Origin of the sequence: Pseudoramibacter alactolyticus ATCC 23263 (assembly GCF_000185505.1) — a bacterium.
Classification (GTDB): Bacteria; Bacillota; Clostridia; order Eubacteriales; family Eubacteriaceae; genus Pseudoramibacter; species Pseudoramibacter alactolyticus.
The window spans coordinates 1770697-1794844 of sequence record NZ_GL622359.1 but is presented as its reverse complement, the minus strand read 5'-3'; the positions used below and the strand labels follow the sequence as shown (position 1 = coordinate 1794844).

Genomic DNA, 24148 nt, shown 5'->3' with positions numbered 1-24148 from the left:
AAATAATTATGAAGGCATTTTGGATTGTCTTCAAAGGAGCACTTGTGTCGCCAAAATAGATTATATTGCGCAAAAGTTTCGTAAAAATGTAATTTTGAGCATTCCTGTGCTAAAATTGAGTTAAAATGATGAAATATCATCTCCATTCACGAAATTATGTATTTGAAGGAAACTGCAGGAGGAAGCACATGTCGGAAATTACGGTTGGAATTGGACACAATATCCGTATCTATCGAAAAAAAAACGGCTTGACGCTGGATGCGCTGTCAGACCTTGTCTTTAAGAGTAAATCAGCGCTTTCTAAATATGAAAACGGGGACATATCCATCGATATCGAAACACTTTATGAACTGGCAGAGGCACTACATATTCATGTGGAGCAACTGCTGTATGTAAGGAAATCGAATACGAAGATTACCACATCCGACGCACAGCCTTCTTTTTTCAACGGCGTATCCCGATTTTACAGTTATGTTTTTGATGGACGAAGCCATCAACTTCTCCCTTCCGTTTTCGATATTCTCTCCGAGACGGACAAAAATCAGTTCAAGATCATGATGTATATGAATTATAAAACCTATGATCATTATCAAGACTGCGAAACAACTTACATCGGTTATATCGAGCACTATGACGCTGTAACCAATATTATGCTGACCAACCAGCACTCCCCCATGGAGAAAGCCAGTGCCCAGATTTTGGCTTCCTATCTGGATTCCGACATGAAATGGGGACTATGGAACGGTCTGTCCTCCAGGCCGCTGATGCCGATCGCAACAAAAATGCTCTTTACCAAAAATAGGCTCAGAGGAAAAGAAGATATTATCAATGATTTAAAAATATCCAAGGAGGATATAAAGCTTCTGCGCCTATATAATATGCTGCCAGTGCTCTAAAACAAATCTATAGCAATACCTTGAACATAAAAAACGAACTTTTCTCTTCCACCCGGTATTGACCAAGAGAAAGCTTAGGTTGACAAGACTCCCTCTCCAACCCGACAGACGTCTTATAGCTAAGAGCGCCGCGGCCGCTTTTTCGCCTGACAAATAACACTATACATTAAGAAAAAAAGCTTTTAATTCTTAAGTTTTCTGCCATCAAATAAGTGCGCAACCAATAGAGATTCTTCTCTATCCACCACACCTTGATGATACTAAAAAACCGCCTGCCGAAGCAGACGGTTTTCCGATGTGTGGATGGGATGGGATTAATAGTTTTCTTTCTTGATTTCAAAATAAGCCTGAGGATGGGCGCATACCGGACAGACATTCGGCGCCTTCGGACCGACGACAATGTGGCCGCAGTTCGAGCACTGCCAAATGCGATCCCCGTCCCTGGAGAAGACAACGCCGTCTTCGATGTTTTTCACCAGCTTTTTATAGCGGGCTTCGTGTTCCTGTTCGATGTCGGCCACGGCGCGGAAAAGGCGGGCGATATCGTCAAAGCCTTCTTCTTCGGCGTCTTTGGCCATCTGCGGATACATTTCCTGCCATTCATAGGCTTCGCCGCCGGCAGCTGTCTTCAGGTTTTCGACGGTTTCGTCGATCCCATAAAGAATCTTATACCACATTTTGGCGTGTTCTTTTTCGTTATTCGCTGTTTCTTCAAAGATATTGGCAATCTGAACAAAGCCGTCTTTTTTCGCTTTCGCTGCAAAATAGGTATATTTATTGCGGGCCTGGGATTCGCCGGCAAAAGCATCCTGTAAATTCTTTTCGGTCTTAGTTCCTTTTAAAGCTTCAGCTCTGCATTTCAAAAAATCTGCCATGATGTTTTCCTCCTCTTAATTGTGCATTTAAATTCAGTCATTCACAGGTGTTCTGTAAATTACTTTGTAATGATATCAAATTACATCATCGAAATCAATTCAAACTTTTGCTTTTCGCGTTTTGGTTAAGCATTCAGTCATCCCTAATTGTTAGGAAAGTGCAACCTTCGCCGTTTTAATGACTAACTTAAAATTTATACAGGGTTTTAAAAAACGCTTGACAAGAATATTTAAAACTTATATAGTTTGACCTATCTTAAGCTACTGAACGAAACGGTCCTTCGCCATTCAGTGCTTCTTATCAGGAGAAATCTATGTCCTATCAGAATTTAACAACTCCCGACGGCCGCCGTCTCACTTTTCCGCTGCTGCAAGGCGGGATGGGGGTCGGCATCTCTCTGGGTAGACTGGCCGGCGCCGTCGCCCGGGAAGGCTGCATGGGCACCCTCAGCACCGCCGACTGCGGCTATCGGGAGCCTGATTTTTATCAGCGTCCCGATGCGGCCAACCTGCGGGCTCTGCGCGAAGAGATTCACAGGGCCTTCGCGCTGTCCCGAGGGAACGGCCTCATCGCTGTCAACGCCATGGTCGCTTCTACTCAATATGCTGACGCTGTTCGCGCCGCGGTGGACGCCGGGGTGGACGCGGTGGTCTCCGGAGCGGGGATACCCCTATCGCTACCGGAATACGCCGAGGACGGCCCTGCGATGATCGCGCCCATCGTCTCCAGCGGGAGAGCCGCCGCCCTCATCTGCAAAACCTGGCATCAACGCTACCATCGACTGCCGGATTTTGTCGTGCTTGAGGGCTGCGAAGCCGGCGGTCACCTCGGCTTTAAAAAAAGGGCCCTGCTCACCGGCACCTGTGCCCCGCTGAGCGCTTTAATTCCCGAAGTGATCGACGCCCTGGCGCCCTATCGCGATCTCGCCGGCCGGGACATCCCCATCTTTGCCGCCGGGGGGATCCGCAGCCGGTCCGACCTGAACGCGATGATGGCCCTGGGCGCCGCCGGCGTCCAGGTCGCTACCCCTTTTATCGCCACGAAGGAATGCGATGCCAGCCAGGATTACAAACAAGTGCTCATCGATGCAGATCCCGAGGACATTCGCATCGTCCAAAGCCCGGTGGGCATGCCGGGCCGGGCGCTGAACACCCCGCTGATGCAACATTTGGATGATATCGGTCGGATCCCGCCGCGCCGATGCTCCCACTGCATTAAATCCTGCGACCCTGCCAAGGTGCCCTATTGCATCACCGAGGCGCTCATTCAGGCCGCCCGCGGCAACCGCGACGCCGGGCTTTTCTTCTGCGGCAGCCAAATCGCTGGTCTGCAAGGCATTCGTACCGTCAAAGACGTGGTTGCCGATTTTTGCTGAATCGTTCCTCGCCCGTCATCTCCAGAGATCCTCGCCGATCCCCGGAGATTTTTTTATGCGCTTTTTAATTTATTTACAATCATTTCAATCTATGTAAGATTTTAATTTATAATTATTTTAAATTATACTGGACTTTTTTAATCCAAACTGATACACTAAACGAAAAGGAGGATGAAATCGGTTGCTCATCACAAGAAAAACAGACTATGCCATCCGGCTGCTTCGCGGCATCGCCGACGGCGGAAAAAAAAAGATCCCTGTCCTTGCGGAAAATGAACAGGTCCCCCGGCCCTTTGCCTATAAGATTACAAAAAAACTGCAGCAAGCAGGCATCGTCGCCGTGGGCCGCGGCGCAGCCGGCGGGACTTCCCTCAATCGCCCGCTGGCGGCATTCACCCTGCTGGACCTGCTGCGCGCTCTGGACGATTATCCCACGGTGACCGCCTGCACCCGGGCGCCTTACCATTGCGACTGGTGCGAACACCATCGGATGGCCTGCTGCGCGCATCAGCACATGTCCCAGATTCAGCGGCGTCTTGAAGCAGAACTGGCAGCGCACACGCTTCAGGCGGTCATCTTTGATCCGCCTGATCACGACGATCCGCCGATGCGCGTCCCTGCGCCGCGAGAAGCCCCATAATCGGTCAGCGGAGCCATCCGCCCTTTTTCGTGCAAACCATTCACTAATTTTATAAAAAGAAGGAGAAAACATGTTATTTCAAATCACCGAAGCCCATGAAGCCCTGCGCCAGCAAATCCGCACCTTCGCGGAGAAGGAAGTCAAGCCCATTGCCTTCAGCCTCGACCAGCAAAATGCCTTTCCCACGGAAATCGTCCGCAAAATGGGCGAGAACGGCTGGATGGGCATCCCCTACGACGCCAAATACGGCGGCGCTGGCCTGGATGTTATCAGCTACGCCATCGCCGTGGAAGAACTCTCCCGGGTGGACGGGGGCACCGGGGTCATCCTCTCGGCGCACACTTCTCTGGGGACCTATCCCATCGCGGCCTTCGGCAGCCAGGCGCAAAAGGAAAAATACCTGCCCGATCTGCTAAACGGCAAAAAACTCGGTGCCTTCGGCCTGACGGAGCCCAACGCCGGCTCCGATGCCGGCGGCACCGAAACCACCGCGGTGGACAAGGGCGATCATTATCTGCTCAACGGAGGCAAAGTCTTTATCACCAACGCTCCGAAGGCCGATACCTATGTGGTCTTCGCCGTGACCACGCCGGATATCGGCACCCACGGCATCTCGGCCTTTATCGTTGAAAAGGGCTGGGCCGGCTTCGACTTCGGCGACCACTACGACAAGCTGGGGATCCGCTCGTCTTCCACGGCGGAGCTGATCTTCAACAATGTGAAGGTCCCCAAGGAAAACCTGCTGGGCCAGGAGGGCGACGGCTTTAAAATCGCGATGATGACCCTCGACGGCGGCCGCATCGGCATCGCCTCCCAGGCGCTGGGCATCGCGCAGGGCGCTTACGAAGCCGCCCTGGCCTACGCCAGGGAACGGGTGCAGTTTGGCAAGCCCATCGGCTTCCAACAGTCCATTTCCTTCAAGATCGCCGACATGGCCACCAAGCTGCGCATGGCCCGCTTCCTCGTTTATTCCGCAGCCGAGCTCAAGACCCACCACGAGCCCTACAGCGTCGAAGCGGCTATGGCCAAGGGCTACGCCTCCGACATGGCCCTGGAAGTGGTCAACGACGCGCTGCAGATCTTCGGCGGCACCGGCTACCTGAAGGGCATGGACATCGAGCGAATGTACCGGGACGCCAAGATCACGACGATTTACGAAGGCACCAACGAAATCATGCGGGTGGTGATCTCGTCCAAGCTCCTCGGCAAGATGCCCCGCGGCCGCCGGGAGAAGGGCGGCAAAAAAAGCGGAGGCGCCCAAAAGGCCGCGCCCATCACCGGCCTGCGCAAGCAGCAGATCTTCAGCGAAGGGGAACCGGCCGATCAGGTGAACGCGCTGGTCGGCAAGCTAAAAAAACAAATCGACTTCAGCGTCGGCATTCCCGCCGACACGCCCATCGCCCAAGCCGAACGAGTTGTTGCCGCCGGCAAGGGCATCGGCCCCAAAGAAAACATGCGCCTCATCGAAGACCTGGCCCGCGCCGCCGGCGCGGCCATCGGCTCCTCCCGTCCCGTGGCGGAGACCTTAAAATACGTTCCCTTGGATCGTTATGTCGGCATGTCCGGCCAAAAATTCGTCGGCAATCTTTATATCGCCTGCGGCATTTCCGGCGCGAAGCAGCACCTGAAAGGCATCAAGACAGCGTCCATCATCGTCGCCATCAACAAAAACCCCAACGCCCCGATCTTTAAAAACTGCGATTACGGCATCGTCGGCGACGTCAACGTCATTCTGCCGCTGCTCACCCAGGCCCTGGATACCGGCGAAAAACAACCGGCGCCCCCGATGATCAAAATCAAACGGCCGCGCATCCCCAAACCGGAACCCGTCGGCCCGCGCTATGTCTGCAACGGCTGCGGTTACGAATACGTGCCGGAGATCGGCGACGAGGAAGCGGATGTGCTGCCCGGCACCCAATTTGCCGATCTGCCCGGCGACTGGGTCTGTCCGGAATGCGCCGAAGAAAAAGCCGGCTTTATCGAAATGTAGTGCCCCGCTGCACACCAAGACTGAGAGGAAAACCATGCATATTACCCGAAAAGTAACCGACGACCTGTATTGGGTCGGGGCCAACGACCATCGCCTCGCCCTGTTTGAAAACGCCTATCCCATCCCCCGGGGCGTCTCCTACAACGCGTATCTGCTCCTGGACGAAAAAACCGTGCTCTTCGACACGGTGGACTGGTCGGGCTGCCGCCAGCTCCTCGAAAACCTCGACCATCTGCTGGCAGGCCGCCCATTGGATTATCTGGTGATCAACCATTTGGAGCCGGATCACGCCGGCTCCATCGAGGAGGTGCTCATCCGCTATCCGGACGTGAAAATCATCTCCAACAAAAAGGCCTTCATGCTGATGCGCCAGTTTCACTTCACCGTGGACGACCACGAATGCATCGAAGTGGCGGAAGGGGACACCTTCTCCTTCGGGACCCATGCGGTGACTTTTGTCTTTGCGCCGATGGTGCACTGGCCGGAGGTGATGGTGACCTTCGACACGACAAGCGGCGCCCTCTTCTCCGCCGACGCCTTCGGCACCTTCGGGGCGCTGGATGGCAAGCTCTTCGCCGACGAGGTCGATTTCGACCGCGACTGGCTCGACGACGCCCGCCGCTATCTGGCCAATATCGTGGGCAAATACGGCCCGCACATCCAGGCCATCCTCAAAAAAGCCGGCACGATTCTCGATCAGATCCAATTCATCTGTCCGCTTCACGGGCCGGTCTGGCGCAGGGATCTGATGTATTTCATCGGCAAATACGACACCTGGAGCCGCTACGCCCCGGAAGAATCGGGCGTGATGATCGCCTACGCCTCGATGTACGGCAACACGGAAGGCGCCGCCCAGGCGCTGGCCGCAAAGCTCTGTGAGCGCGGCGTCACCAATGTCGCGGTTTACGACGTTTCCACCACCGACGTGTCCCAGCTGATCGCCGAAACCTTCCGCCTGAGCCATCTCGTGCTCGCTTCGGTAACTTATAACCTCGGCATTTACCCGAAGATGCTCAACTTCCTCGAGGACATGAAGGCGCTGAACGTGCAGAACCGCACCGTCGGCCTGATTGAAAACGGCTCCTGGGCCGTGCGCTCCGGCGATCTGATCGAGGCCTTCTTGAACGACGAAATGAAGAACATAACCGTCCTCGAAGACCGGGTCTCCCTGGCCTCCGCCCTGGACAACACCCAGGCGATCGACCTCGACCGTCTGGCCGACGCCATTTCCGACGATATGCAGAAAGATTAATCGGCTGCAGCCTCCACATGGACCGCCCTTCAGGGCGGTTTTCTGCTGCAATCAAAAAACGGCCTGAAGGCCGTTCACTGCTCCATGGATGATCTAACAAACATCGAAAATCGACGAACGCTCGTGGCGGCGCGCCACCGCGAGGCGCGTGTCCCTTTCGCTGATGCCCGACGCCTCAAAAAAACCCTTGCTCGTTTGATAGGCAAGAATCGGCAGATTGTTCTCATGGCTCAGATGGGTAATCAGACTAAATTCTTGCACAATGCAGACTTGCCACCGCTTTTATCGAAGCTCCAAACTCTTCGCATTGTACCAAAGAAAGCCATTTTCTCTGCAATAGCTGTCGATTTTTCTTGAAAGCGCCGGATCTGCACCGTATTCTAAAAGATAAACGGCTAAGCCACAGTTTTTTGCTCTTGCAAGGTAGGCCTTAAAGTATAACGTTTCTATTTTTCGCTGTCTTCCGTAATTTTTGCTTTTAAAATAGATGGTCGTAAAGACCGTTTCCTGATTGATCCCATCAAACAGGGAAGATGCGATCCCTTCATTCATACATCTTGTGACAAAATCATCGCCGCCGTTTATCAAAAGCGGGACACCGTAGGCCTTCAGTCCTTTCAGGATCGCACAGAGACCTTGGAAGGTCTCTTCTGTCGGATAGTGATAATAGACGTCTGCATTATCCAAAAAGAAGCCATCCAAGCCCATATCGGCATACTGCTTTCCAAGAATCTTAACAACAAAGGCCTGCCACCGGGGATTTGAAACGTCGATCCAGCGCTCATTTGGCCAATCCCCATAGACGCCGAGCGTTGCCTTCCTGAAGCGCTCATAATAAGGACGATATTGCTCAATGGCGCCAATATTCAAATAACCGTAGACCGTCTTTCCCGCCGCGTGAAGCTCCCGGATCTGTTTTGCTTGAAATTCTGACGGTTCAATAATCACAAAGCGGTAATCCTGCAGACGATACATTTGTTGCCGATTGATGCCGAGAAATACTCCGTATGCCATTGATGGCTTTAACGCGTAACCAAAGACCATGGACAGAAGACAAATCAGAACACACAAAACAATGCTTAACAAAAAAAGCCGTCTTTTGAATTTCATAAAGATACCTCACATACCCATGGCTTTTTCTTTCTTTGCCGTCTCGCCTTTGCTCTCAAGAATAAGGGCATTTTTCCGTTCGCATTGACGGCAGTGTATGTGCCATGTTCCCAAAACAGATAGCCTTCTGCTGTTTAAAGGCTAAGGAGTGCGCGCCAGGATAATGATTTAGCCAGCGTTTTTGAATCCTATTTCGACCTTTATCGTCAAACAAATAATACTAAATTCTACCAAAAAACACCGCCTTTTGCAATTAGCTATATATAAGTAATATTATAAAATCTCAAAAGTAAAAAATTAATTTTCATTGATAAAGAATATTTTAAAGAGCCATGATTCAAGGCACATTGATCGTTCGCGTATCGTCAAACGGCGTCGTTTTTCTTAATGCTCGGATCAACCTCCAAATCCACCATAAACTTTCAGCCGCTCCGCAAGGGGCGGTTTTCTGCTGCAATTAAAAAACGGCCCGAAGGCCGTTCACTGCTTCATGGATGATCTAACAAACGTCGAAAATCGACGAGCGCTCGTGGCGGCGCGCCACCGCGAGGCGCGTGTCCCTTTCGCTGATGCCCGACGCCTCAAAAAAGCCCTTGCTCGTTTGATAAGCAAGAATCGGCAGGTTGTTCTCGTGGCTCAGATGGGCGAGGACGATCTGCTTCACACCGCTCTCCGCCAAAGTTACCGCGGTATCGCCCGCCGTATCGTTGGAGAGATGGCCGTGCTCGCCGGCGATGCGCCGCTTGAGCGGATAGGGATAGGGCCCGGTCTCCAGCATGGCCGCGTCGTGATTGCTCTCGAGCACCACCAGCTCCCGGCCTTTGAGCGATCCGAGGATGGTATCCGTCATCACGCCGGTATCCGTTGCGATGCCCAGGGAGTGATTGCCGCTGTCGATGGCAAATCCCACCGGCTCCGCCGCGTCGTGGGAGATGGGGAAACTATCAATCTGCAGATCCCCGATGTCAAAAGGCACCCCGGTCACAAAAAACCGAACGTTGGCCCCGTCGATTTTGCCGAGCTCCGGCGCCATGGCTTCCCAGGTCGCCGCATTGGCATAAATCGGCAAATGATAACGCCGGGAGAGCACTCCGGCCCCGTGGATATGGTCCCGGTGCTCGTGGGTGATCAGGATGCCGTCAAGCTCTGTCGGCAGCACATCCGCCGAAACGAGCCCCTGCTCGATTTTCCTGCCGGACAGCCCCGCATCCACCAAGAGCCTGGTGCGTCCATGGGCCACGTACAGACAGTTGCCCGACGAACCGCTGTATAAAGAACAAAATTGCATAAAGTCAAAACCCTTTTCTATGGTCTGCCGTGCCAACCTGCCATCAATAATAATGATTGCCGCCGAAGGAAGGCAGAGACGAACCGGCGTGGAAACTTTGATAGCTGTGATTGCGGATGCCTTTGAGCATGCAGTCTTCCACCGCCTGCTTAACGTGAGCCGGATACCTGCCGTGCAGGTATTTTTTATAGGCTCCCGACAAATAGGCCTCAAATTGTCCCGGTGCTTTTAATACCGCGACGCAATTGCGGCCGCCCCATCGGCCGGTATCTCCGCGATTCATCACACAGCTGATGACCGCCAGCGATCCCTGATAATCAGAATTGCATTCCTGCGCCACGACCGCGCAGATAAAATCCATCTGATTGCTGGTTTCCGTGCGGTGGCCGGTGGTGGGGCTAACCCCGCTGGTGCTGCTGTTGTCGGATGTGTCTGGGTGCTCTTTTTCATAGGCCATCAGCTTTTGCTGCACGGTTTTAAGCTGAGCGTTCAGCTGCTTCTGAGATTGCTCGGCCTTTCGTTGCTCCTGCTCCAACGCCGCTTTTTCCCGGACAACCCGGCGCTGCAGGCGTTCCACCTTAGCCACCCGGACGTTATCTGCGTTCATCACGGTGCGCATTTGGTCCGCCTTGGCCAAAAATTCCGAAATGCTGTCGGACGTAAACAAGTACTGCAAAACGCCGTCGCTGCCAAACATATAAAAAGCGCGCACCCGTTCGCTCATTCCCTGTCGGGCCTGGGAAAGGGCCTGCTTTTGTTTGGCCAGCTCCGCATTTTTGTTTGCAGTCTGAGCTTTAAGGGCATCAAGGCGCTTGGCCTGCGCGTCGATCTGCTTTTGAATGTCCGTAATCTGATTGGTGAGCGACTGGGTGTCTGCCGCCGAAACTGGTGCTGTCGTGCCAAATATCAGGATTCCGGCAAACAAAAGGGACACCCACAACCGCCCGATGTTTCTTAAAATAGCCATGGTTTAAATATCCAATTCCGCAAGATCCATGGGCACCCGGCGAATGCGGGCACCGAGATCTCGGAAATTCCCCTCGAGATTTTCGTAGCCACGGTCGATGTATTGGAGGCCGGTCACCTCGGATTCGCCCTCCGCCACCAACGCGGCAATCACCATGGCCGCCCCGGCCCGCAGATCGGTCGATACGATTTTGGTGCCGGAAAGCTTCGGCACGCCGGTGATATTCGCAATGCGCCCGCTGATGGTGATGTTCGCGCCCATCTTGCGCAGCTCATCCACGTATTTAAAGCGATTTTCGAAGATGCTTTCCTGAATCATGCTGTTGCCCTCGGCGATGGCCATCAGCACGGCCATCGGTTGCTGCAGATCCGTGGGAAAGCCGGGATAGGGCAGGGTTTTAATGCGGCAGGCCTTGAGCCGTTCCTTGTTGTTTTTCACCCGCAGGCCGTCGCCCTCCACCGTGACTTCGGCACCCATTTCCCTTAATTTGGCCGTGACCGATTCCATGTGTTTGGGAATAACGCCGGAAACCAGCACATTCCCGCCGGTGGCCGCCGCGGCCATCATGTAGGTACCTGCCGTAATCTGATCCGGTACCACCGAATAGGAGCAGCTGCCCAGCTTTTCAACGCCGCGGATGCGGATGGTATCTGTGCCGGCACCTTTGATATTGGCGCCCATTTTGTTGAGAAAGTTGGCCACGTCCACAATGTGGGGCTCCTTCGCCACGTTTTCAATCACCGTTTTGCCCTCGGCCAGCACCGCCGCCAGCATGATATTGATGGTCGCCCCGACGGAAACCACGTCCAGATAAATATCCGTGCCCACCAGACGGTCGGCTTTCATTTTCACCTGGCCGTGCTCAATCACGACCTTGGCGCCCAGGGCTTCGAACCCCTTGATGTGCTGGTCGATGGGGCGGTCGCCGATGTTGCAGCCGCCGGGCAGGGGAACGATCGCTTCATGATAGCGCCCGAGCAGTGCGCCGAGCAAATAATAGGACGCGCGCATCCTGCCGGTCTGGTCCTGATAGGGAGAGCAGTCATGGGAGATTTTTTCCCTGGCGTCAATGGTGAGCACATCGCCTTCGCTGTCGATGCGCACACCGAGCTTTCTTAAGATATTGACCATTTTCTGGACGTCGTTGATCTGGGGCACATTGTCCATCACGATGACGTTGCGGCTGAGGATCGCCGCCGGAATGAGTCCCAGCACGGCATTTTTCGCACCGGTAATCTTCACTTCGCCCTGAAGGGGAACGCCCCCGTTGATGATTAATTTATCCATCGTATCCTCTCGATTTATCTTCTCTTCATGATCATGGCAGCATCCGGGCCGCCTGCTTTTCAGATTGGTTTTTGATTGATTTTGCGAGCCGGTTGATGCGCCTTTCGATCCGGGCTCAATTTGGATTATTATATCACAAGATTGACCGATGGCAAGAATCCGGCCGCTTTGCCTTCAGGTTTTACGAGTTCGTTACAAAGTTAAAGATTCCCTGATCGCGGCGCTTTTTTCGAATGCGCTGCCGAAGGCCGGTCGGCTATGATATAATACGAAAAGAATCCGCGGCGGTCTTTTTTGAATCAGACCTTCGCCGCGCGGAGGACGAAAACGCGACACACGACGAGGAAACACCATGCAATCGAACCATACCAAAGCCACGCGCTTCAGTTTTGAAAGCGGCAATGACAATCTCGGCATCACCCCGGTGGAGAATGCCTTCATCAATCTTTATATGCCCCAGGCCCACGGCGATTACGTCAAGGTTTATCTGTACGGACTTAAGCTTTGCTTTGGCCAAAGCGCTATCCCGGTGGACGACAGCTCCCTCTCCCAGGAGCTGCACATGACAGAAGGCGATGTGCGCAAGGCCTGGGCCTACTGGCAGGAGCAGGGCATCCTCTCTGTGACCTACGGCGCCGACGGCCAGGCCGACGTGCAATTCTTTAATATTCCGGCGCTGATCCTCAACGGGCCGAAGCCGAGGCCCGCCAAAAAACAAGCGGTGAAAGGCGCCGTGCCCAAGGGCCAGCTCTCAATGGCCGACTGGCCGGCAGACCCGGCGCCCAAGAATCCGGACGAGGCCCGCATCGCCGATATGTACGCCAAGGTGCAGGCCATGTTGGGCAGCGAGCCCTTGTCCCGTTCCGGCACAATGACCTTAAGCACCTACGTGAAGGATTACCATTTTGATCCCGAAGCCGTGGTGGTTCTGGCCGAATACACCCTCACCATCATCGCCAGCAAGGACACTCCCTTCTCTCAGAAACAAATGTTTCACTACATGGATGCCGTCGCCGACAACTGGCACCGCGCCGGGGTCATCACCTTCGAGGACGCCGAACGCGTCAAACGCGAATCCAGCGACCGGCAAAAGCGCTACTACGATGTGCTGAAGTACCTGGGCATTCACCGCGGACCTATGCAATGGGAGAAAAAGATGATCGACAAATGGTTTGACGATTACGGCAACGGCATCGAGCTGGTCCAGGCCGCCATGGACCGCACCAACACCCCCAATCTGAAATACATCGACGGGATTTTAAAACGCTGGCACGAACAGCAGATCACCACCCTCGAAGCGGTTGAAGCCGAGGCGGCCGCCCATCATCATAAACGGCGCCAGCCGGTGCCGATGGCTCCCGAGGAGGCCGCCGATACCAAGCGCCGAGAAGCCCTGATGGATGAAATCACCGAACACGATATCGAAAACTTGAGGAGGCTCTACAATGACAACCAAAACGACACCAAACCGGCGCATTGACAGCCTGATCCAGGATTTTCTGAACCATCGGGCCCGCCATCTTTTTGAAGAGCATCAGCGCATCGCAGGGCTTGAGGCCCGCTATCCCGCTCTGGCCGATTTTAAACGGGCGCAAAGCGCGGCCGGCACCCGTCTGGTGCGCGAGCGCCTTGAACAAAATCCCGAAGCCGACGCCCATTACGCCGAGGCCCTGGCGGCCATCGCCGAAGAACGCGATGCTTTTCTCGCCGCCAACGCCATCGACCCGCGGGACCTTGCCGTCCATTATCTGTGCGAGCGCTGCCGCGACACTGGCTATGTCGGGGGAAAGCCCTGCGCCTGTCTGCGAAAAGCACTCACAGCCGCCGCCTTTTCCCGCTATGATTTAACGCCCCGGGCCCTGTCTGAAAACTTCGACACCTTCCGCCTCGATTTTTATCCCGACGCGCGCGTCGGTGACCGACCCAGCCCCCGGGAAAACATGGCCGTCGTTTATCAAATCATCAAGAATTACTGTACGCGCTTCGATGTGATCCATCAAAGCCTTTTATTCACCGGCGCACCGGGGCTCGGCAAAACCTTTTTGTCCAATTGTGTGGCCGGCGCACTCATCGCCAAGGGTTATCGGGTTATTTACACCACGGCCCAGCACCTCATCGATTTGGTCCGGGAGAATTTAAAATCGGAGCAAGGCGGGATCTCCCGCATTTATGACGGCCTTTTCGACTGCGATTTGCTCATCATCGACGATCTCGGCGCCGAGTACCGCACGGCCTTCAGCGACGATCAATTGTTCGAGATCATCAACGGGCGGATGCTCGCCGGCCAGAAAATGATCATTTCCTCCAATCTGGGGGTAAAGGCCATCCAGCAGCAATACAGCAAGCGCCTTGCCTCCCGTATCAGCGGCTACTTTCAGATCGTTCCCTTCTGGGGAGACGATATCCGCCTGATTAAAAAGCGGCAATCGGTCCAAAACAACGCCGCAACCGCCGATTGCAACCCTAAGTTGTCAAATTGACGCGTGTGCTATCCGGCTTCGTTTCAATGCACCTTTTAGAATAAAGGTATCGATCGATGATCAAAAACAACTTTAGGAGAAAAGCCATGTTACTTGCCGATAAAATCATCGCCCTGCGCAAACAGAAGGGCTGATCCCAGGATGAGCTGGCCGAACAACTCGGCGTGTCGCGTCAGTCCATCTCCAAATGGGAAAGCATGCAGATGGTGCCCAGTCTCGACAAAATTATCAAACTCGCCGAGGTTTTCGCCGTCTCCACCGATTTTCTGCTGCGGGAGGAAATCGAAGATCCGAATCTCGTGAAGCCCGTCCCGGCTGAAAGCGTGCAGCAGGGGGAACCGGCACACGTCGTCAGTATGGAGGAGGCCAATGCCTTTTTATCCCTCAGTCAGCGCCGCGCCCGCCAGCATGCCTGGGGCGTCGGCCTGCTGATCGCCGCCTTTATTTTCGGTTCTCTCAGCTCGATCAGCCCTGCTTTTAACCTCGGGATTGTGATCTGCGTGGCCTGGGCCATCGGGCTGTTCGTCATCGCCCATTTGAACCTAAAAAATTATGATCACCTGCTCCGGCAGCCCATCGAGCCGGCCTATGGCGTCGCCGGCATGGTCAAAGAACGCCAGCAGCAGGGACTGCCGGGACGCAACGCCAAACTGACCGCCGGCGTCGTGATCTGCGCCGCGGCCTTTTTAATCCTCGCCATAAGCGGCCATCTAAACGGATGGTTCACCATCCTGCTGTCGCAGTTCGATCTCATCACCCTTGTCATCGTCGGTGGTTTGGCCGTCGGCGCGGGACTGATCACCGAGGTGACAGTCATCCACGCCGCTTTTAAAACTTTACTGGAAGAAAAGCGTTACGATCCGGCCGCAAAGGCCCTGCGCCGCCGCACGGTTTTCTTCCGCCGGGAATATGCGCTGGCACTGGCTCTTATTTTGGCCGCTGACTGGTGGGTCTTCGGGGGCTATTTCTGGTTTACGATCATTTTAATCGCAGCTGTTTTGGCCTATCGTCCGGCGATGGCTCTCTACAGCCGCTATCTCAGAGAAAAAATAGAAAATTCAGACGCCAATTAAATGTCTTTTAACTCGTTAAAACGCAAAAAAGCTTCGCTCGAAGAGATTCTCTTCAGGCGAAGCTTTTTATTTTACGCTGCTGTGTGTTCCCCCAGCTGAGAGGTGCAGTGGGGACAACGGGTCGCCGTGACATCAATTTCGCTTTTACAATAGGGACAGGTTTTAGTGGTGGGTTCTGCCACTTCGTCATCGCCGATGAGGGGCAGCTTATTGGCCGCATGGCTGACAATTTTAATGATGACGAACAGCACAAGGCCGGTGATGAGAAAATTAATCACCGCCGTGATGAAATTGCCGTATTTGATGACCGGAGAATTGGCATTCCCCCCGATCTTCACCATCAAATTAGAGAAATCCACGCCGCCAAACAACCCGAGGAGAGGGGAGATGATATCGTTATTTAAAGAGGTCACAATGGCCGTAAAAGCCGAACCGATGATCAAACCAATGGCCAGATCCATCACATTGCCGCGGGATAAAAATTCTTTGAACTCCGAGAAAAAGCCTTTTGTTTTCTTCATTTAAAACTCCTTTTTAAAATTTCAAAAAATTCAGCCTCATTCTATCACACCCATAAATCTTTGAAAATGAGAAACCCAATTTATTTTGAATCCTTTTAAAAGAAAGGAGATCCGCCACAAAGCTTATGTACAAAAGCTTGCGTTGTGAATAATGTCTTGCTATAATGAGGTGCGTTGTGAGTTCGAGACCTTCCTCACATAAAACAAAACTAAAGGAGACAAAAAAATATGCAAACCCAAAAACTGTCCCTTCTCGTGCAGGCGGCAATGATCGCTGCGATTTATGTCGCCCTGACCCTAATCTTTCAGGCCGTATCCTTCGGGGAAATCCAGGTGCGCGTTTCCGAAGCGCTGACCATTCTGCCACTGTTCACCCCGGCGGCGGTACCCGGCCTTTTCGTCGGCTGTCTGATCGGCAATATTTTAGGCGGCGCGATGCTGCCGGACATCCTCTTCGGCAGCCTGGCCACACTGATCGGCGCCGTCGGCACCTACCGGCTGCGCAGGCACAAGCCGATTCTCGGGCCGCTGCCGCCAATTCTTGCCAATATGATCGTCGTGCCGCCGGTCCTTAAATACGCTTACGGCACACCGCTGCCCATTCCGCTCATGATGCTCACCGTAGGCATTGGGGAAGCGCTCTCCTGCGGGATGCTCGGATTAATTTTATATTTTGCGCTCAAGAAATACGCCCGCGTGATCTTTAAATCCCCAAAAAAAGTTTCGTAAAAACTTGATCCGAAGGGAGCATTTTTCATCAAGATGGCCTTGACAAAGGCCCGGGAGACAGGTAAAATAATATCTGTTCTTCGCAGGGGTATCGCCAAGCGGTAAGGCAATGGACTCTGACTCCATCATGCGCAGGTTCGAATCCTGCTACCCCCGCCATTTCAATCGCAACGCCCAGTCGGGTGTGAACCAGGCACCGAGATCCGGTGTCTGTTTTATTTTTTGTCTTTTTCATTTTAAATTCAGTTTTTTAATCCGCCTTTTTCGATCTTTTTACCCTGCAAATCAAATTTATATTGTTATTCTAATGCAACCGCTTGCTATTTTTTACCAGAACAATTACAATAAATATGGAAACGTCTTGATCAGAACTAAGGAGGTTATGGGGAAATGGCCGATCGCTACATTGCCTATTACGAAGCACCTTTTGGTCTTTTGCTGCTGGAATCCACAGAGGATGTGCTGCTTCGTTGCAAATGGGTAGAAGACAAAACAAAGCCGGAGACGGAGACCCGTCCTATTTTGGAAGAAGCCAAAAGTCAGCTGGCAGAATATTTTGACGGCAAGCGCCAAACATTCAATCTGTCGATCAACGCCTTGGGAACGGCATTTCAAAAAAAGGTGTGGAAGGTCCTCAGAACCATCCCGTACGGTGAAATTCAAACGTATCAGGATATTGCCAACGCCATCGACAATCCGACGGCGCCGCGGGCAGTCGGGCGTGCCAACAACAAAAATCCGCTGCAGATTATCATTCCCTGCCACCGGGTGATCGCCACCAGTGGCCTGCTCACTGGCTATGCCGGCGGCGTTGAGATCAAAAAAGATTTATTGGATCTTGAACGAAAAAATTTGCGCAACTTTTAATGCTTGGATTGGATTGACGCTTCCAGTCAACAGAAACAGCATCCATTTAAGGAGGAAAAATCATGGCTAACATTAATTTCGGAGAAGAACTGAAAAAAATCGTGCTCGCCGGTGTCGGTGCCGCAGCTGTCACCGCCGAAAAGGCCGAACAGCTCATCAATTACTGTGTTGAAAAAGGAGAAATCACCGTCGAACAGGGCAAGGTGATGAACGAAGAGCTCAGGCGAAATGTGAAAGACGGCATGCAGACCGCCAAGGAAAAGGTTCAGGCCACCAAGGATCGCTTCCAAGGCAAGGTCAGTCTCAACGATTTGATGAAGTCTGTGGATAACCTATCACCGGAAGATCTCCAGGCATTAAAGGATAAAATTGCAGCCAGCGAAGTCCCCGGGGACGCGGCTGCTGCCAACACAGACAGCGATGCCAAATAAAGAATCGGTCGTCCCGCAGGTATCCGGCCGCCGTCAGCGTAGCTACCGGCACCGGCGTCTGCGGGAAATCATGGCCATTCTCTCCCGTCATGAGATCACCAAAGGGATCACACCGGTCAAATTGCGGGCGATCATTGAAGATCTCGGGCCTACCTTTGTTAAACTCGGGCAAATTCTGTCCATGCGCCAAGATATTTTGCCCAAAGGCTATTGCGACGAATTAGAAAAACTCAGAACCGATGTGAAACCTTTGCCTTTTGCCACCATTGTTTCGGAAATTGAGCATGCCTATGGGGAACGGGCGAAGGTTCTTTTTGCGTCCATCGATCACACCCCGCTGGGTTCCGCCTCCATCGCCCAGGTGCACCGCGCCGTCATGCGCGACGGCACCGAAGTGGCCATCAAGGTGCAGCGCCCCGACGCCTATGAAACCATGGCGATCGATATGGCCATTCTGGAGCGCCTCACCGGGCTGATTCAGCGGTTTTCCCCCACCGGCGACGTCATCGATTTCAAGGCGGTGCTTGCCGAAATCTGGAACGCGGCCAAACAGGAAATGGATTTCTTGATTGAAGCCCAAAACGCCGAGCACTTCGCCGCCGATAACGCCGGCATTGCTTATGTCGGCAGCCCAAAGATTTTTCACCATTTCACCACCTCCAAGGTACTGATGATGAGCGATGTCAAAGGAATCGCCATCAACGATATTGCCGCCCTGACCGAGCAGGGCTACGACTTGAAAGAGATCGCTGAGAAACTGGCCGAAAATTACATCAAGCAGGTGATCGACGACGCCTTTTTCCACGCGGATCCCCATCCGGGGAACATCCGCATTCACGAAGGCAAGATCATCTGGATCGATCTGGGCATGATGGGCACCTTGTCCCGGCGGGACTGCGACTTGTTCCGCGACGCCATTGCCGCCGTCGGCACCAAGGATGTGGACGGCTTCAAAACCATGTTGCTCAATCTGGGCGAACACAGCCAGCCCATCAACCATTCGCGGCTTTACGCCGATCTGGCCGACTTAATGGATGAATACGGCAACATCAACATCGGGGAAATGAATCTGTCCGAGCTGATGCAAAAAGCCCTGCAGATCGCCGCCTATCATCATATCGCGATGCCCCGCAGCGTGACGATGCTGGCCCGCTCGGTAATGACGATGGAAGGTGTGATCGCCATGCTCGATCCAGACATCAGCATCATCGAGGTGATGGCCCGACACGTTGCCCAGAAATCCCCGCTGAACGTGGATTACCGCCAGATCACCCGGCATCTGCTCCACAATTCGGCGGCGGCCGGCAAGAGTGTATTGGACATCCCCGTGTATCTGGCAGATCTGCTCAAATCCACCCTCAAGGGCCAGTCCAAGGTCAACCTGGAGCTCATCGGCAGTGAGGAACCCCTCAAAAAAGTGGAGCGCATGGTCAACCGATTGGTCACCGCCATCATCACCGCGGCACTGCTTATCGGCTCCAGCTTCATCGCCACCACCCGGATGAAGCCCACGTTTATGGGAATTCCGCTGCTGGGGTTCATCGGTTTTTTCGCCGCCATCATTCTGGGCAGCACCACCCTGATCAGTATTTATCGCAGTCAGCGCAAACGCAAAAAACGCCGGTTTTAGATGGTTGAACTTAGGAATTGAAAACAAGGTTTTTAAGAACAGCCTCTAAGCGGCGCAAAAAGAAAAACGGTCAGATGTGAAAAAGCCTCATGTCTGGCCGTTTTTCTATGCACGGAAGGAGACAGATTCCGAACATGGACGGTCGAGAAAGTCGCCGTTCTTAGTGGTAGCCGACTGATTTTCACCTTCTTTAACGGAATTGATATATCTAAAAATAAGTTCGCTTTTATCGTAAACCTATAACTAAAAATAGGTTGACAATTTAAAACTTCAATAGTATAATTATCGGTGTTCAAAAAGGGGGATGTTTAATGATTACCAAGGAGAAAATACTTGAATTGTTTGAAGCCAATAGAGACACCTATTTTTCGGGTGAGGATATTGCGCGGAAGCTGTCCATTTCCCGTGCTGCAGTTTGGAAAGCGGTGAAATCTCTGCAAAGCGAAGGCTACGCGATCAATGCTGTAACCAACAAGGGATACAGCCTCTCTGCTCAAACGGATATCGTATCTGCGCCGGGAATCCTGAAATTCTCGCGTTCCGAGATAGCGGATATGGAAATTTCTGTCCTGCCATCTGCGGTTTCTACCAACACACTGGTGAAGGAAAAAGCAAACAGCGGTGCATCGGAAGGTTACATGATTCTTGCCAATGAGCAGACTGCTGGCAGAGGTCGGATCGGACGCAGCTTTTTCTCACCCAAAAATACAGGCGTCTATCTGAGTCTTTTACTTCGGCCGAAAAATTATTCGTCGGAGCAGGCGGTTCGGATCACCACAATGGCGGCGGCGGCCGTATGTGTGGCCATCGAAGAAATATCCGGCGAAAAAGCAGAAATCAAATGGGTAAACGATATTTTTGTCCGAGGTAAAAAGGTCTGCGGTATTTTGACAGAAGGGTCTTTTGACCTTGAAAGTGGACTGCTTGATTTTGCTGTGCTGGGAGTTGGCATCAATGTTTATGAGCCCTATAATGGATTTCCCAAAGAACTGGAATCCATAGCCGGAGCTGTTTTTCAGGAGCATACAAACGATGCAAAGAACCGCCTGGTGTCAGAATTTCTGAATCGGTTTTACGGGTATTATACTGCGCCCAGCCTGACGAAATATATAGAAGAATACCGCAAACGCAGTTTTGTGATTGGCAAGGAAGTTTCTTTGCTATCATCAAATGAAACAAAAAACGCCGTTGTGCTTGGCATAGACGATCATTGTCGCCTGTTGGTTAAATACGCTGACGGCACAGAAGGATGTTACTCATCCGGCGAAATCAGTGTGCGCGTCTAAACAGGAGAATTTTATGAAAACACAGAAAACAAGGGACATGATTCTTTGCGCCCTTTTTGTGGCGCTCATCGCCGTTGGTGCCTTTATTCGCATCCCAATTCCAGTCGTTCCGTTTACATTGCAGCTGCTCTTTACAATGATGGCCGGATTGTTGCTCGGCGGAAAGCTGGGAGCAATATCCGTTAGTGCATATATTGCAGCAGGCTTGTTGGGACTGCCCATCTTCGCAGAAGGCGGCGGAATAGCATATGTGCTGAAACCGAGCTTCGGCTATATTATCGGATTTGTTGTTGCTTCCTATATAACTGGTGTCATCGCCAATGAGGTTGCCAATCCCAGCTATAAGCGTTTGTTTGCTGCCAACTTTATCGGTCTTGGCATTGTCTATTTATTCGGAATGGTTTATTACTACCTGATGAGTAACTTCTATCTCAAAAATCCAATCGGTTTATGGCCGTTGTTCCTGTACTGCTTTATTTTGGCGGTGCCGGGGGACATCATGCTGTGTACTTTGGGAGCATTCCTTGGAAAAAGGCTGATCCCCATAATGAAAAAAGTCGGAATGTGAGATTTTGATTATGAATATACCATCAATAACTGACAAAGTGTTGAGCGAAAATCAAATTACCAGAGAAGAAGCGCTGTTTCTGTATGGGCAGCCGCTTTCCGAACTGTGCGAAAGTGCCGATACAATCCGTCAGCATTTTTGTGCCGATCAGTTTGACATTTGCACGATTATCAATGCTAAAAGCGGAAACTGTTCGGAAAACTGTAAGTTTTGCGCTCAGTCCGCTCACAATCACGCCTGCGCTGCCCAGTACCCGCTGCTTCCAACGGAAGAAATTCTGAAACAGGCCCAAACCAATCATGACCAGGGCGTTCTTCGCTACTCCATCGTTACCTCAGGCAAGCGCTTGTCCGATGCGGAAGTGGATCAGATGTGCGAAACGGTACGGGAGATCAAGGAGAAAGTCGGCATTTCCGTCTGCGTGTCCTTTGGCCTGCTGAATGAGCAGCAGTTTCGAAAGCTGAAAGAAGCCGGGGTCACAAGAGTACATAACAACTTAGAAACCTCTCGAAGAAACTTCCCCAATATCTGCACCACGCATATTTTTGACGATAAAGTGCAGGCGATAAAAGCAGCACAGGCGGCGGGACTTTCGGTTTGCAGCGGCGGCATTATGGGCCTCGGTGAAACGGTTGAGGACAGAATTGATATGGCTTTGACCCTTCGGGAATTGGGCGTCGAAAGCGTTCCTGTCAACATGCTGAACCCCATTCCCGGCACACCTTTTGGAAATAATGTACGGCTTACCGACAACGATATGCGCCGGATTGTTGCGGTATATCGTTTTATTCTGCCCGCGGCTTCCATCCGTCTTGCAGGCGGCAGAGGGCTGCTTCCCGACAAGGGAAGAGGCTGCTTTACCTCCGGTGCGAACGCCGCTATTTCCGGCTATATGCTGACTACGGCAGGAATAACAACGAAAACCGATATGGAACTTCTGAATGAACTTGGATACGAGGTGAAAATCTGCAATGAGTAAAAATATTTTTGTTACCGGTACTGATACCGATGTGGGCAAGACCTATGTAACCGGATTAATTGTAAAGAAACTTCGGGAAAGCGATCAAAAAGCGGCATATTACAAGGCGGCAATGAGCGGGAACGACCGCCGCACAGACGGCAGCCTGATTCCCGGCGATGCCTTGCAGGTGAAAACTATGTCGGGTATTGAACAACCCCTTGATGAAATGTGTCCCTATATTTATAAAATTGCTGTTTCGCCCCACCTGGCTTCTAAAATAGAGGGAAATCCCGTGGAGATGGAGCAGGTGTTGCAGAGCTTTGATGAGGTCTGCGGGCATTACGACTATGTCACCGTGGAAGGTTCCAGCGGAATTCTCTGTCCTTTGCGCTTTGATAATCAAAAAATTCAATTGGAGGACTTTATCAAAGCCCGAAATCTGCCTTGCCTGATTATTGCCGACGCAGGTTTAGGCACCATCAATGCGGTGGTGCTGACGGCAGAATACATGAAAGCTCATAGCATGAATGTCAAAGGCATTATTTTCAATCACTATGAACCCGGCAGCCGTTTACATGAGGACAACAAAGATATGTGCGAGTACATGACTGGATTAAAAGTACTGGCCTGCGTCAAAGACGGAGATACCGATTTGGATATTCCGTTTGAACTGCTGGAATCACTGTATCAATAAAAGCGAGGTAAGAAAATGATCTGGTATCCATACGAACAAATGAAAACCATGAAAGCACCCTATAAAATTGTCAATGCAGAGGGCGTTTATCTCTATACCGAAGGCCAGAAACTGATTGATTCGATCTCCTCCTGGTGGAGCGTCATTCACGGCTATAAACTACCCGGAACTGAATCGGGCCATCGAAACACAGCTTGAAAAATTTGCCCATGTGATGCTGGGCGGTCTGACCCATGAGCCGGTTCAAAGGCTCTCCGACAAGCTGGCAAGCTTTCTTCCCGGTGATCTGAACTATTGCTTTTTCTCCGACTCCGGCAGTGTTGCGGTGGAAGTTGCCCTCAAAATGGCATTATAGTACTACATGAACCGGGAAGAAACCCAGCGTACCATGGTGCTGGCGCTGGAACACGCCTATCACGGAGACACCTTCAAGACCATGGAGGTAGGCGATGATGAGGAATACCATTTTATCCTGAAGGCATCCGGAGAAAACAAAAGGGTAATCCATATTCCTACTCATATTGATGCGTTGGAGCAGGCATTTGCCAAATACCACGACCGACTGAACTGCTTTATTGTGGAGCCACTTCTTCAGGGGGCCGGGGGTATGCGGATGTACGACATCTCTTTCTTGAAACGAGCCAGAGAGCTGTGCGATCAGTATGACGTGCTGCTTGTTTTTGACGAGATTGCTACCGGTTTTGGACGCACCGGCAACCGCTTTGTTGCCGATTTGGTGCTGCCGGATATTCTGGTTCTCGGCAAGGCTTTGACCGGCGGTTATATCGGTCACGCCGCCACGGTTGCCAATTGTAAGGTATACGAAGGCTTTTATGATGACAATTTCACCCATGCGCTGATGCACGGTCCCACCTTCATGGGAAATGCACTGGCTTGTAGTGTGACACTGAAATCCATTGAGCTGTTTGAAATTCAGGATTATATGTCCAAAATTCACAGAATCGAAGAAATCACCCGCAGAGAAATGAACGGATTCTCCGATCCCAGAGTCAAGGAGGTACGCATCATGGGTGCCTGCGTCTGTATCGAAGTATACGACAGTGACACCATCAAGGGCTATCCGCAGTTTGCCTATGAGCACGGCGTATTCAGCCCGCCCGTTCCTGAATTATATGTATGCGATGGTGCCTTATGTGATCAAAGAAAAGGAACTGGTTAAGGTCTTGAGTACCATGAAGGAATGGTTTTCTGAAAAACGCTGATCGG

Annotated in this window: 23 protein-coding genes and 1 pseudogene; 17 read left to right on the top strand and 7 right to left on the bottom strand. The window is 52.2% G+C overall.

From position 1 onward, the window contains the following. Positions 1-188: 188 nt before the first annotated feature. Positions 189-896: a helix-turn-helix domain-containing protein gene (locus HMPREF0721_RS08615; protein WP_006599317.1), complete on the top strand. Its 708-nt coding sequence runs from the start codon at positions 189-191 to the stop codon at positions 894-896. A 314-nt stretch (positions 897-1210) separates the two neighbouring features. On the opposite strand, the gene rbr is transcribed toward HMPREF0721_RS08615, so the two are convergent. Further along, positions 1211-1771: a rubrerythrin gene (rbr, locus tag HMPREF0721_RS08610; protein WP_006599316.1), complete on the bottom strand. Its 561-nt coding sequence runs from the start codon at positions 1769-1771 to the stop codon at positions 1211-1213. A 314-nt stretch (positions 1772-2085) separates the two neighbouring features. Here rbr and HMPREF0721_RS08605 point away from each other — a divergent pair, with 314 nt between their 5' ends. The 4 genes from HMPREF0721_RS08605 (at position 2086) to HMPREF0721_RS08590 (ending at position 7029) form a co-directional block, all read left to right on the top strand. Beyond that, on the top strand, positions 2086-3147 hold the full coding sequence (locus HMPREF0721_RS08605; protein ID WP_006599315.1) for an NAD(P)H-dependent flavin oxidoreductase: 1062 nt from the start codon (positions 2086-2088) through the stop codon (positions 3145-3147). A 181-nt stretch (positions 3148-3328) separates the two neighbouring features. Next, positions 3329-3787 (top strand): RrF2 family transcriptional regulator, encoded by a 459-nt coding sequence (locus HMPREF0721_RS08600; RefSeq protein ID WP_006599314.1) that lies wholly within the window; start codon positions 3329-3331, stop codon positions 3785-3787. Positions 3788-3857: 70 nt separating this feature from the next. Next, positions 3858-5777 (top strand): acyl-CoA dehydrogenase family protein, encoded by a 1920-nt coding sequence (locus HMPREF0721_RS11555; protein ID WP_006599313.1) that lies wholly within the window; start codon positions 3858-3860, stop codon positions 5775-5777. 34 nt (positions 5778-5811) lie between these two features. Beyond that, positions 5812-7029, top strand: a complete 1218-nt coding sequence (locus tag HMPREF0721_RS08590; protein ID WP_006599312.1) for an FprA family A-type flavoprotein — start codon at positions 5812-5814, stop codon at positions 7027-7029. A 93-nt stretch (positions 7030-7122) separates the two neighbouring features. Here HMPREF0721_RS08590 and HMPREF0721_RS11880 read toward each other — a convergent pair whose 3' ends face one another. The 5 genes from HMPREF0721_RS11880 to HMPREF0721_RS08570 all read right to left on the bottom strand — a co-directional run bounded on the left by HMPREF0721_RS11880 (position 7123) and on the right by HMPREF0721_RS08570 (position 11681). Next, positions 7123-7290 (bottom strand): hypothetical protein, encoded by a 168-nt coding sequence (locus HMPREF0721_RS11880; RefSeq protein ID WP_006599311.1) that lies wholly within the window; start codon positions 7288-7290, stop codon positions 7123-7125. Between the two features lie 21 nt (positions 7291-7311). Then, on the bottom strand, positions 7312-8043 hold the full coding sequence (locus HMPREF0721_RS08585) for a glycoside hydrolase family 191 protein (RefSeq protein ID WP_242821867.1): 732 nt from the start codon (positions 8041-8043) through the stop codon (positions 7312-7314). Between the two features lie 595 nt (positions 8044-8638). Beyond that, positions 8639-9427 carry an MBL fold metallo-hydrolase gene (locus tag HMPREF0721_RS08580; protein ID WP_040640011.1) on the bottom strand — a complete coding sequence of 263 codons (789 nt, stop codon included), beginning with the start codon at positions 9425-9427 and terminating at the stop codon, positions 8639-8641. Positions 9428-9470: 43 nt separating this feature from the next. Further along, the gene (locus tag HMPREF0721_RS08575; protein WP_006599308.1) at positions 9471-10394 is read right to left on the bottom strand and encodes a cell wall hydrolase; all 924 of its coding nucleotides are present in this window, start codon (positions 10392-10394) and stop codon (positions 9471-9473) included. A gap of 3 nt (positions 10395-10397) precedes the next feature. Continuing rightward, the gene (locus HMPREF0721_RS08570) at positions 10398-11681 is read right to left on the bottom strand and encodes a UDP-N-acetylglucosamine 1-carboxyvinyltransferase (RefSeq protein WP_006599307.1); all 1284 of its coding nucleotides are present in this window, start codon (positions 11679-11681) and stop codon (positions 10398-10400) included. A 352-nt stretch (positions 11682-12033) separates the two neighbouring features. Here HMPREF0721_RS08570 and HMPREF0721_RS08565 point away from each other — a divergent pair, with 352 nt between their 5' ends. From HMPREF0721_RS08565 to HMPREF0721_RS08555, 3 genes are all read left to right on the top strand, one after another. Next, entirely contained in the window at positions 12034-13161 is a 1128-nt protein-coding gene (locus HMPREF0721_RS08565; protein WP_006599305.1) for a DnaD domain protein, read from the top strand. Next, positions 13127-14161 carry an ATP-binding protein gene (locus HMPREF0721_RS08560; RefSeq protein ID WP_006599304.1) on the top strand — a complete coding sequence of 345 codons (1035 nt, stop codon included), beginning with the start codon at positions 13127-13129 and terminating at the stop codon, positions 14159-14161. Before HMPREF0721_RS08565 ends, HMPREF0721_RS08560 begins: the two co-directional genes overlap by 35 nt. A gap of 164 nt (positions 14162-14325) precedes the next feature. Further along, a complete protein-coding gene (locus tag HMPREF0721_RS08555) occupies positions 14326-15234 on the top strand; it encodes a helix-turn-helix domain-containing protein (protein WP_169310228.1) in 909 nt (302 codons plus the stop codon). Between the two features lie 71 nt (positions 15235-15305). On the opposite strand, the gene mscL is transcribed toward HMPREF0721_RS08555, so the two are convergent. Further along, positions 15306-15755, bottom strand: a complete 450-nt coding sequence (gene mscL / locus HMPREF0721_RS08550; protein WP_006599302.1) for a large conductance mechanosensitive channel protein MscL — start codon at positions 15753-15755, stop codon at positions 15306-15308. Between the two features lie 228 nt (positions 15756-15983). On the opposite strand from mscL, the gene HMPREF0721_RS08545 reads away from it, so the two are divergent. The 9 genes and pseudogenes from HMPREF0721_RS08545 (at position 15984) to bioA (ending at position 24144) form a co-directional block, all read left to right on the top strand. Further along, the gene (locus tag HMPREF0721_RS08545) at positions 15984-16484 is read left to right on the top strand and encodes a QueT transporter family protein (RefSeq protein ID WP_006599301.1); all 501 of its coding nucleotides are present in this window, start codon (positions 15984-15986) and stop codon (positions 16482-16484) included. 390 nt (positions 16485-16874) lie between these two features. Next, positions 16875-17351 (top strand): methylated-DNA--[protein]-cysteine S-methyltransferase, encoded by a 477-nt coding sequence (locus tag HMPREF0721_RS08535; protein WP_006599300.1) that lies wholly within the window; start codon positions 16875-16877, stop codon positions 17349-17351. A 62-nt stretch (positions 17352-17413) separates the two neighbouring features. Continuing rightward, positions 17414-17782: a phasin family protein gene (locus tag HMPREF0721_RS08530; protein WP_006599299.1), complete on the top strand. Its 369-nt coding sequence runs from the start codon at positions 17414-17416 to the stop codon at positions 17780-17782. Continuing rightward, a complete protein-coding gene (locus HMPREF0721_RS08525; protein ID WP_006599298.1) occupies positions 17772-19412 on the top strand; it encodes an ABC1 kinase family protein in 1641 nt (546 codons plus the stop codon). Before HMPREF0721_RS08530 ends, HMPREF0721_RS08525 begins: the two co-directional genes overlap by 11 nt. A 311-nt stretch (positions 19413-19723) precedes the next feature. After that, entirely contained in the window at positions 19724-20698 is a 975-nt protein-coding gene (locus HMPREF0721_RS08520; RefSeq protein WP_006599297.1) for a biotin--[acetyl-CoA-carboxylase] ligase, read from the top strand. A gap of 13 nt (positions 20699-20711) precedes the next feature. Next, entirely contained in the window at positions 20712-21266 is a 555-nt protein-coding gene (locus HMPREF0721_RS08515; protein ID WP_006599296.1) for a biotin transporter BioY, read from the top strand. A 10-nt stretch (positions 21267-21276) separates the two neighbouring features. Beyond that, positions 21277-22245 carry a biotin synthase BioB gene (gene bioB / locus HMPREF0721_RS08510; protein WP_006599295.1) on the top strand — a complete coding sequence of 323 codons (969 nt, stop codon included), beginning with the start codon at positions 21277-21279 and terminating at the stop codon, positions 22243-22245. Beyond that, complete coding sequence (gene bioD, locus HMPREF0721_RS08505; RefSeq protein ID WP_006599294.1) at positions 22238-22921, top strand: dethiobiotin synthase; 684 nt, start codon at positions 22238-22240, stop codon at positions 22919-22921. Before bioB ends, bioD begins: the two co-directional genes overlap by 8 nt. 15 nt (positions 22922-22936) lie before the next feature. Beyond that, a pseudogene (bioA, locus tag HMPREF0721_RS08500) lies at positions 22937-24144 on the top strand (adenosylmethionine--8-amino-7-oxononanoate transaminase). Positions 24145-24148: the final 4 nt, after the last annotated feature.

Bases quoted from the DNA above. Each gene is read 5' to 3' on its own strand.
- HMPREF0721_RS08565 (WP_006599305.1), top strand. From the start codon at position 12,034: ATGCAATCGAACCATACCAAAGCCACGCGCTTCAGTTTTGAAAGCGGC.
- bioB (WP_006599295.1), top strand. From the start codon at position 21,277: ATGAATATACCATCAATAACTGACAAAGTGTTGAGCGAAAATCAAATT.
- HMPREF0721_RS08590 (WP_006599312.1), top strand. From the start codon at position 5,812: ATGCATATTACCCGAAAAGTAACCGACGACCTGTATTGGGTCGGGGCC.
- HMPREF0721_RS08570 (WP_006599307.1), bottom strand. From the start codon at position 11,681: ATGGATAAATTAATCATCAACGGGGGCGTTCCCCTTCAGGGCGAAGTG.
- HMPREF0721_RS08525 (WP_006599298.1), top strand. From the start codon at position 17,772: ATGCCAAATAAAGAATCGGTCGTCCCGCAGGTATCCGGCCGCCGTCAG.
- HMPREF0721_RS08520 (WP_006599297.1), top strand. From the start codon at position 19,724: ATGATTACCAAGGAGAAAATACTTGAATTGTTTGAAGCCAATAGAGAC.
- HMPREF0721_RS08545 (WP_006599301.1), top strand. From the start codon at position 15,984: ATGCAAACCCAAAAACTGTCCCTTCTCGTGCAGGCGGCAATGATCGCT.
- HMPREF0721_RS08535 (WP_006599300.1), top strand. From the start codon at position 16,875: ATGGCCGATCGCTACATTGCCTATTACGAAGCACCTTTTGGTCTTTTG.
- mscL (WP_006599302.1), bottom strand. From the start codon at position 15,755: ATGAAGAAAACAAAAGGCTTTTTCTCGGAGTTCAAAGAATTTTTATCC.
- bioD (WP_006599294.1), top strand. From the start codon at position 22,238: ATGAGTAAAAATATTTTTGTTACCGGTACTGATACCGATGTGGGCAAG.
- HMPREF0721_RS08585 (WP_242821867.1), bottom strand. From the start codon at position 8,043: ATGGCATACGGAGTATTTCTCGGCATCAATCGGCAACAAATGTATCGT.
- HMPREF0721_RS08605 (WP_006599315.1), top strand. From the start codon at position 2,086: ATGTCCTATCAGAATTTAACAACTCCCGACGGCCGCCGTCTCACTTTT.
- HMPREF0721_RS08560 (WP_006599304.1), top strand. From the start codon at position 13,127: ATGACAACCAAAACGACACCAAACCGGCGCATTGACAGCCTGATCCAG.
- HMPREF0721_RS11555 (WP_006599313.1), top strand. From the start codon at position 3,858: ATGTTATTTCAAATCACCGAAGCCCATGAAGCCCTGCGCCAGCAAATC.
- HMPREF0721_RS08515 (WP_006599296.1), top strand. From the start codon at position 20,712: ATGAAAACACAGAAAACAAGGGACATGATTCTTTGCGCCCTTTTTGTG.
- rbr (WP_006599316.1), bottom strand. From the start codon at position 1,771: ATGGCAGATTTTTTGAAATGCAGAGCTGAAGCTTTAAAAGGAACTAAG.
- HMPREF0721_RS08580 (WP_040640011.1), bottom strand. From the start codon at position 9,427: ATGCAATTTTGTTCTTTATACAGCGGTTCGTCGGGCAACTGTCTGTAC.
- HMPREF0721_RS08530 (WP_006599299.1), top strand. From the start codon at position 17,414: ATGGCTAACATTAATTTCGGAGAAGAACTGAAAAAAATCGTGCTCGCC.
- HMPREF0721_RS08575 (WP_006599308.1), bottom strand. From the start codon at position 10,394: ATGGCTATTTTAAGAAACATCGGGCGGTTGTGGGTGTCCCTTTTGTTT.
- HMPREF0721_RS08615 (WP_006599317.1), top strand. From the start codon at position 189: ATGTCGGAAATTACGGTTGGAATTGGACACAATATCCGTATCTATCGA.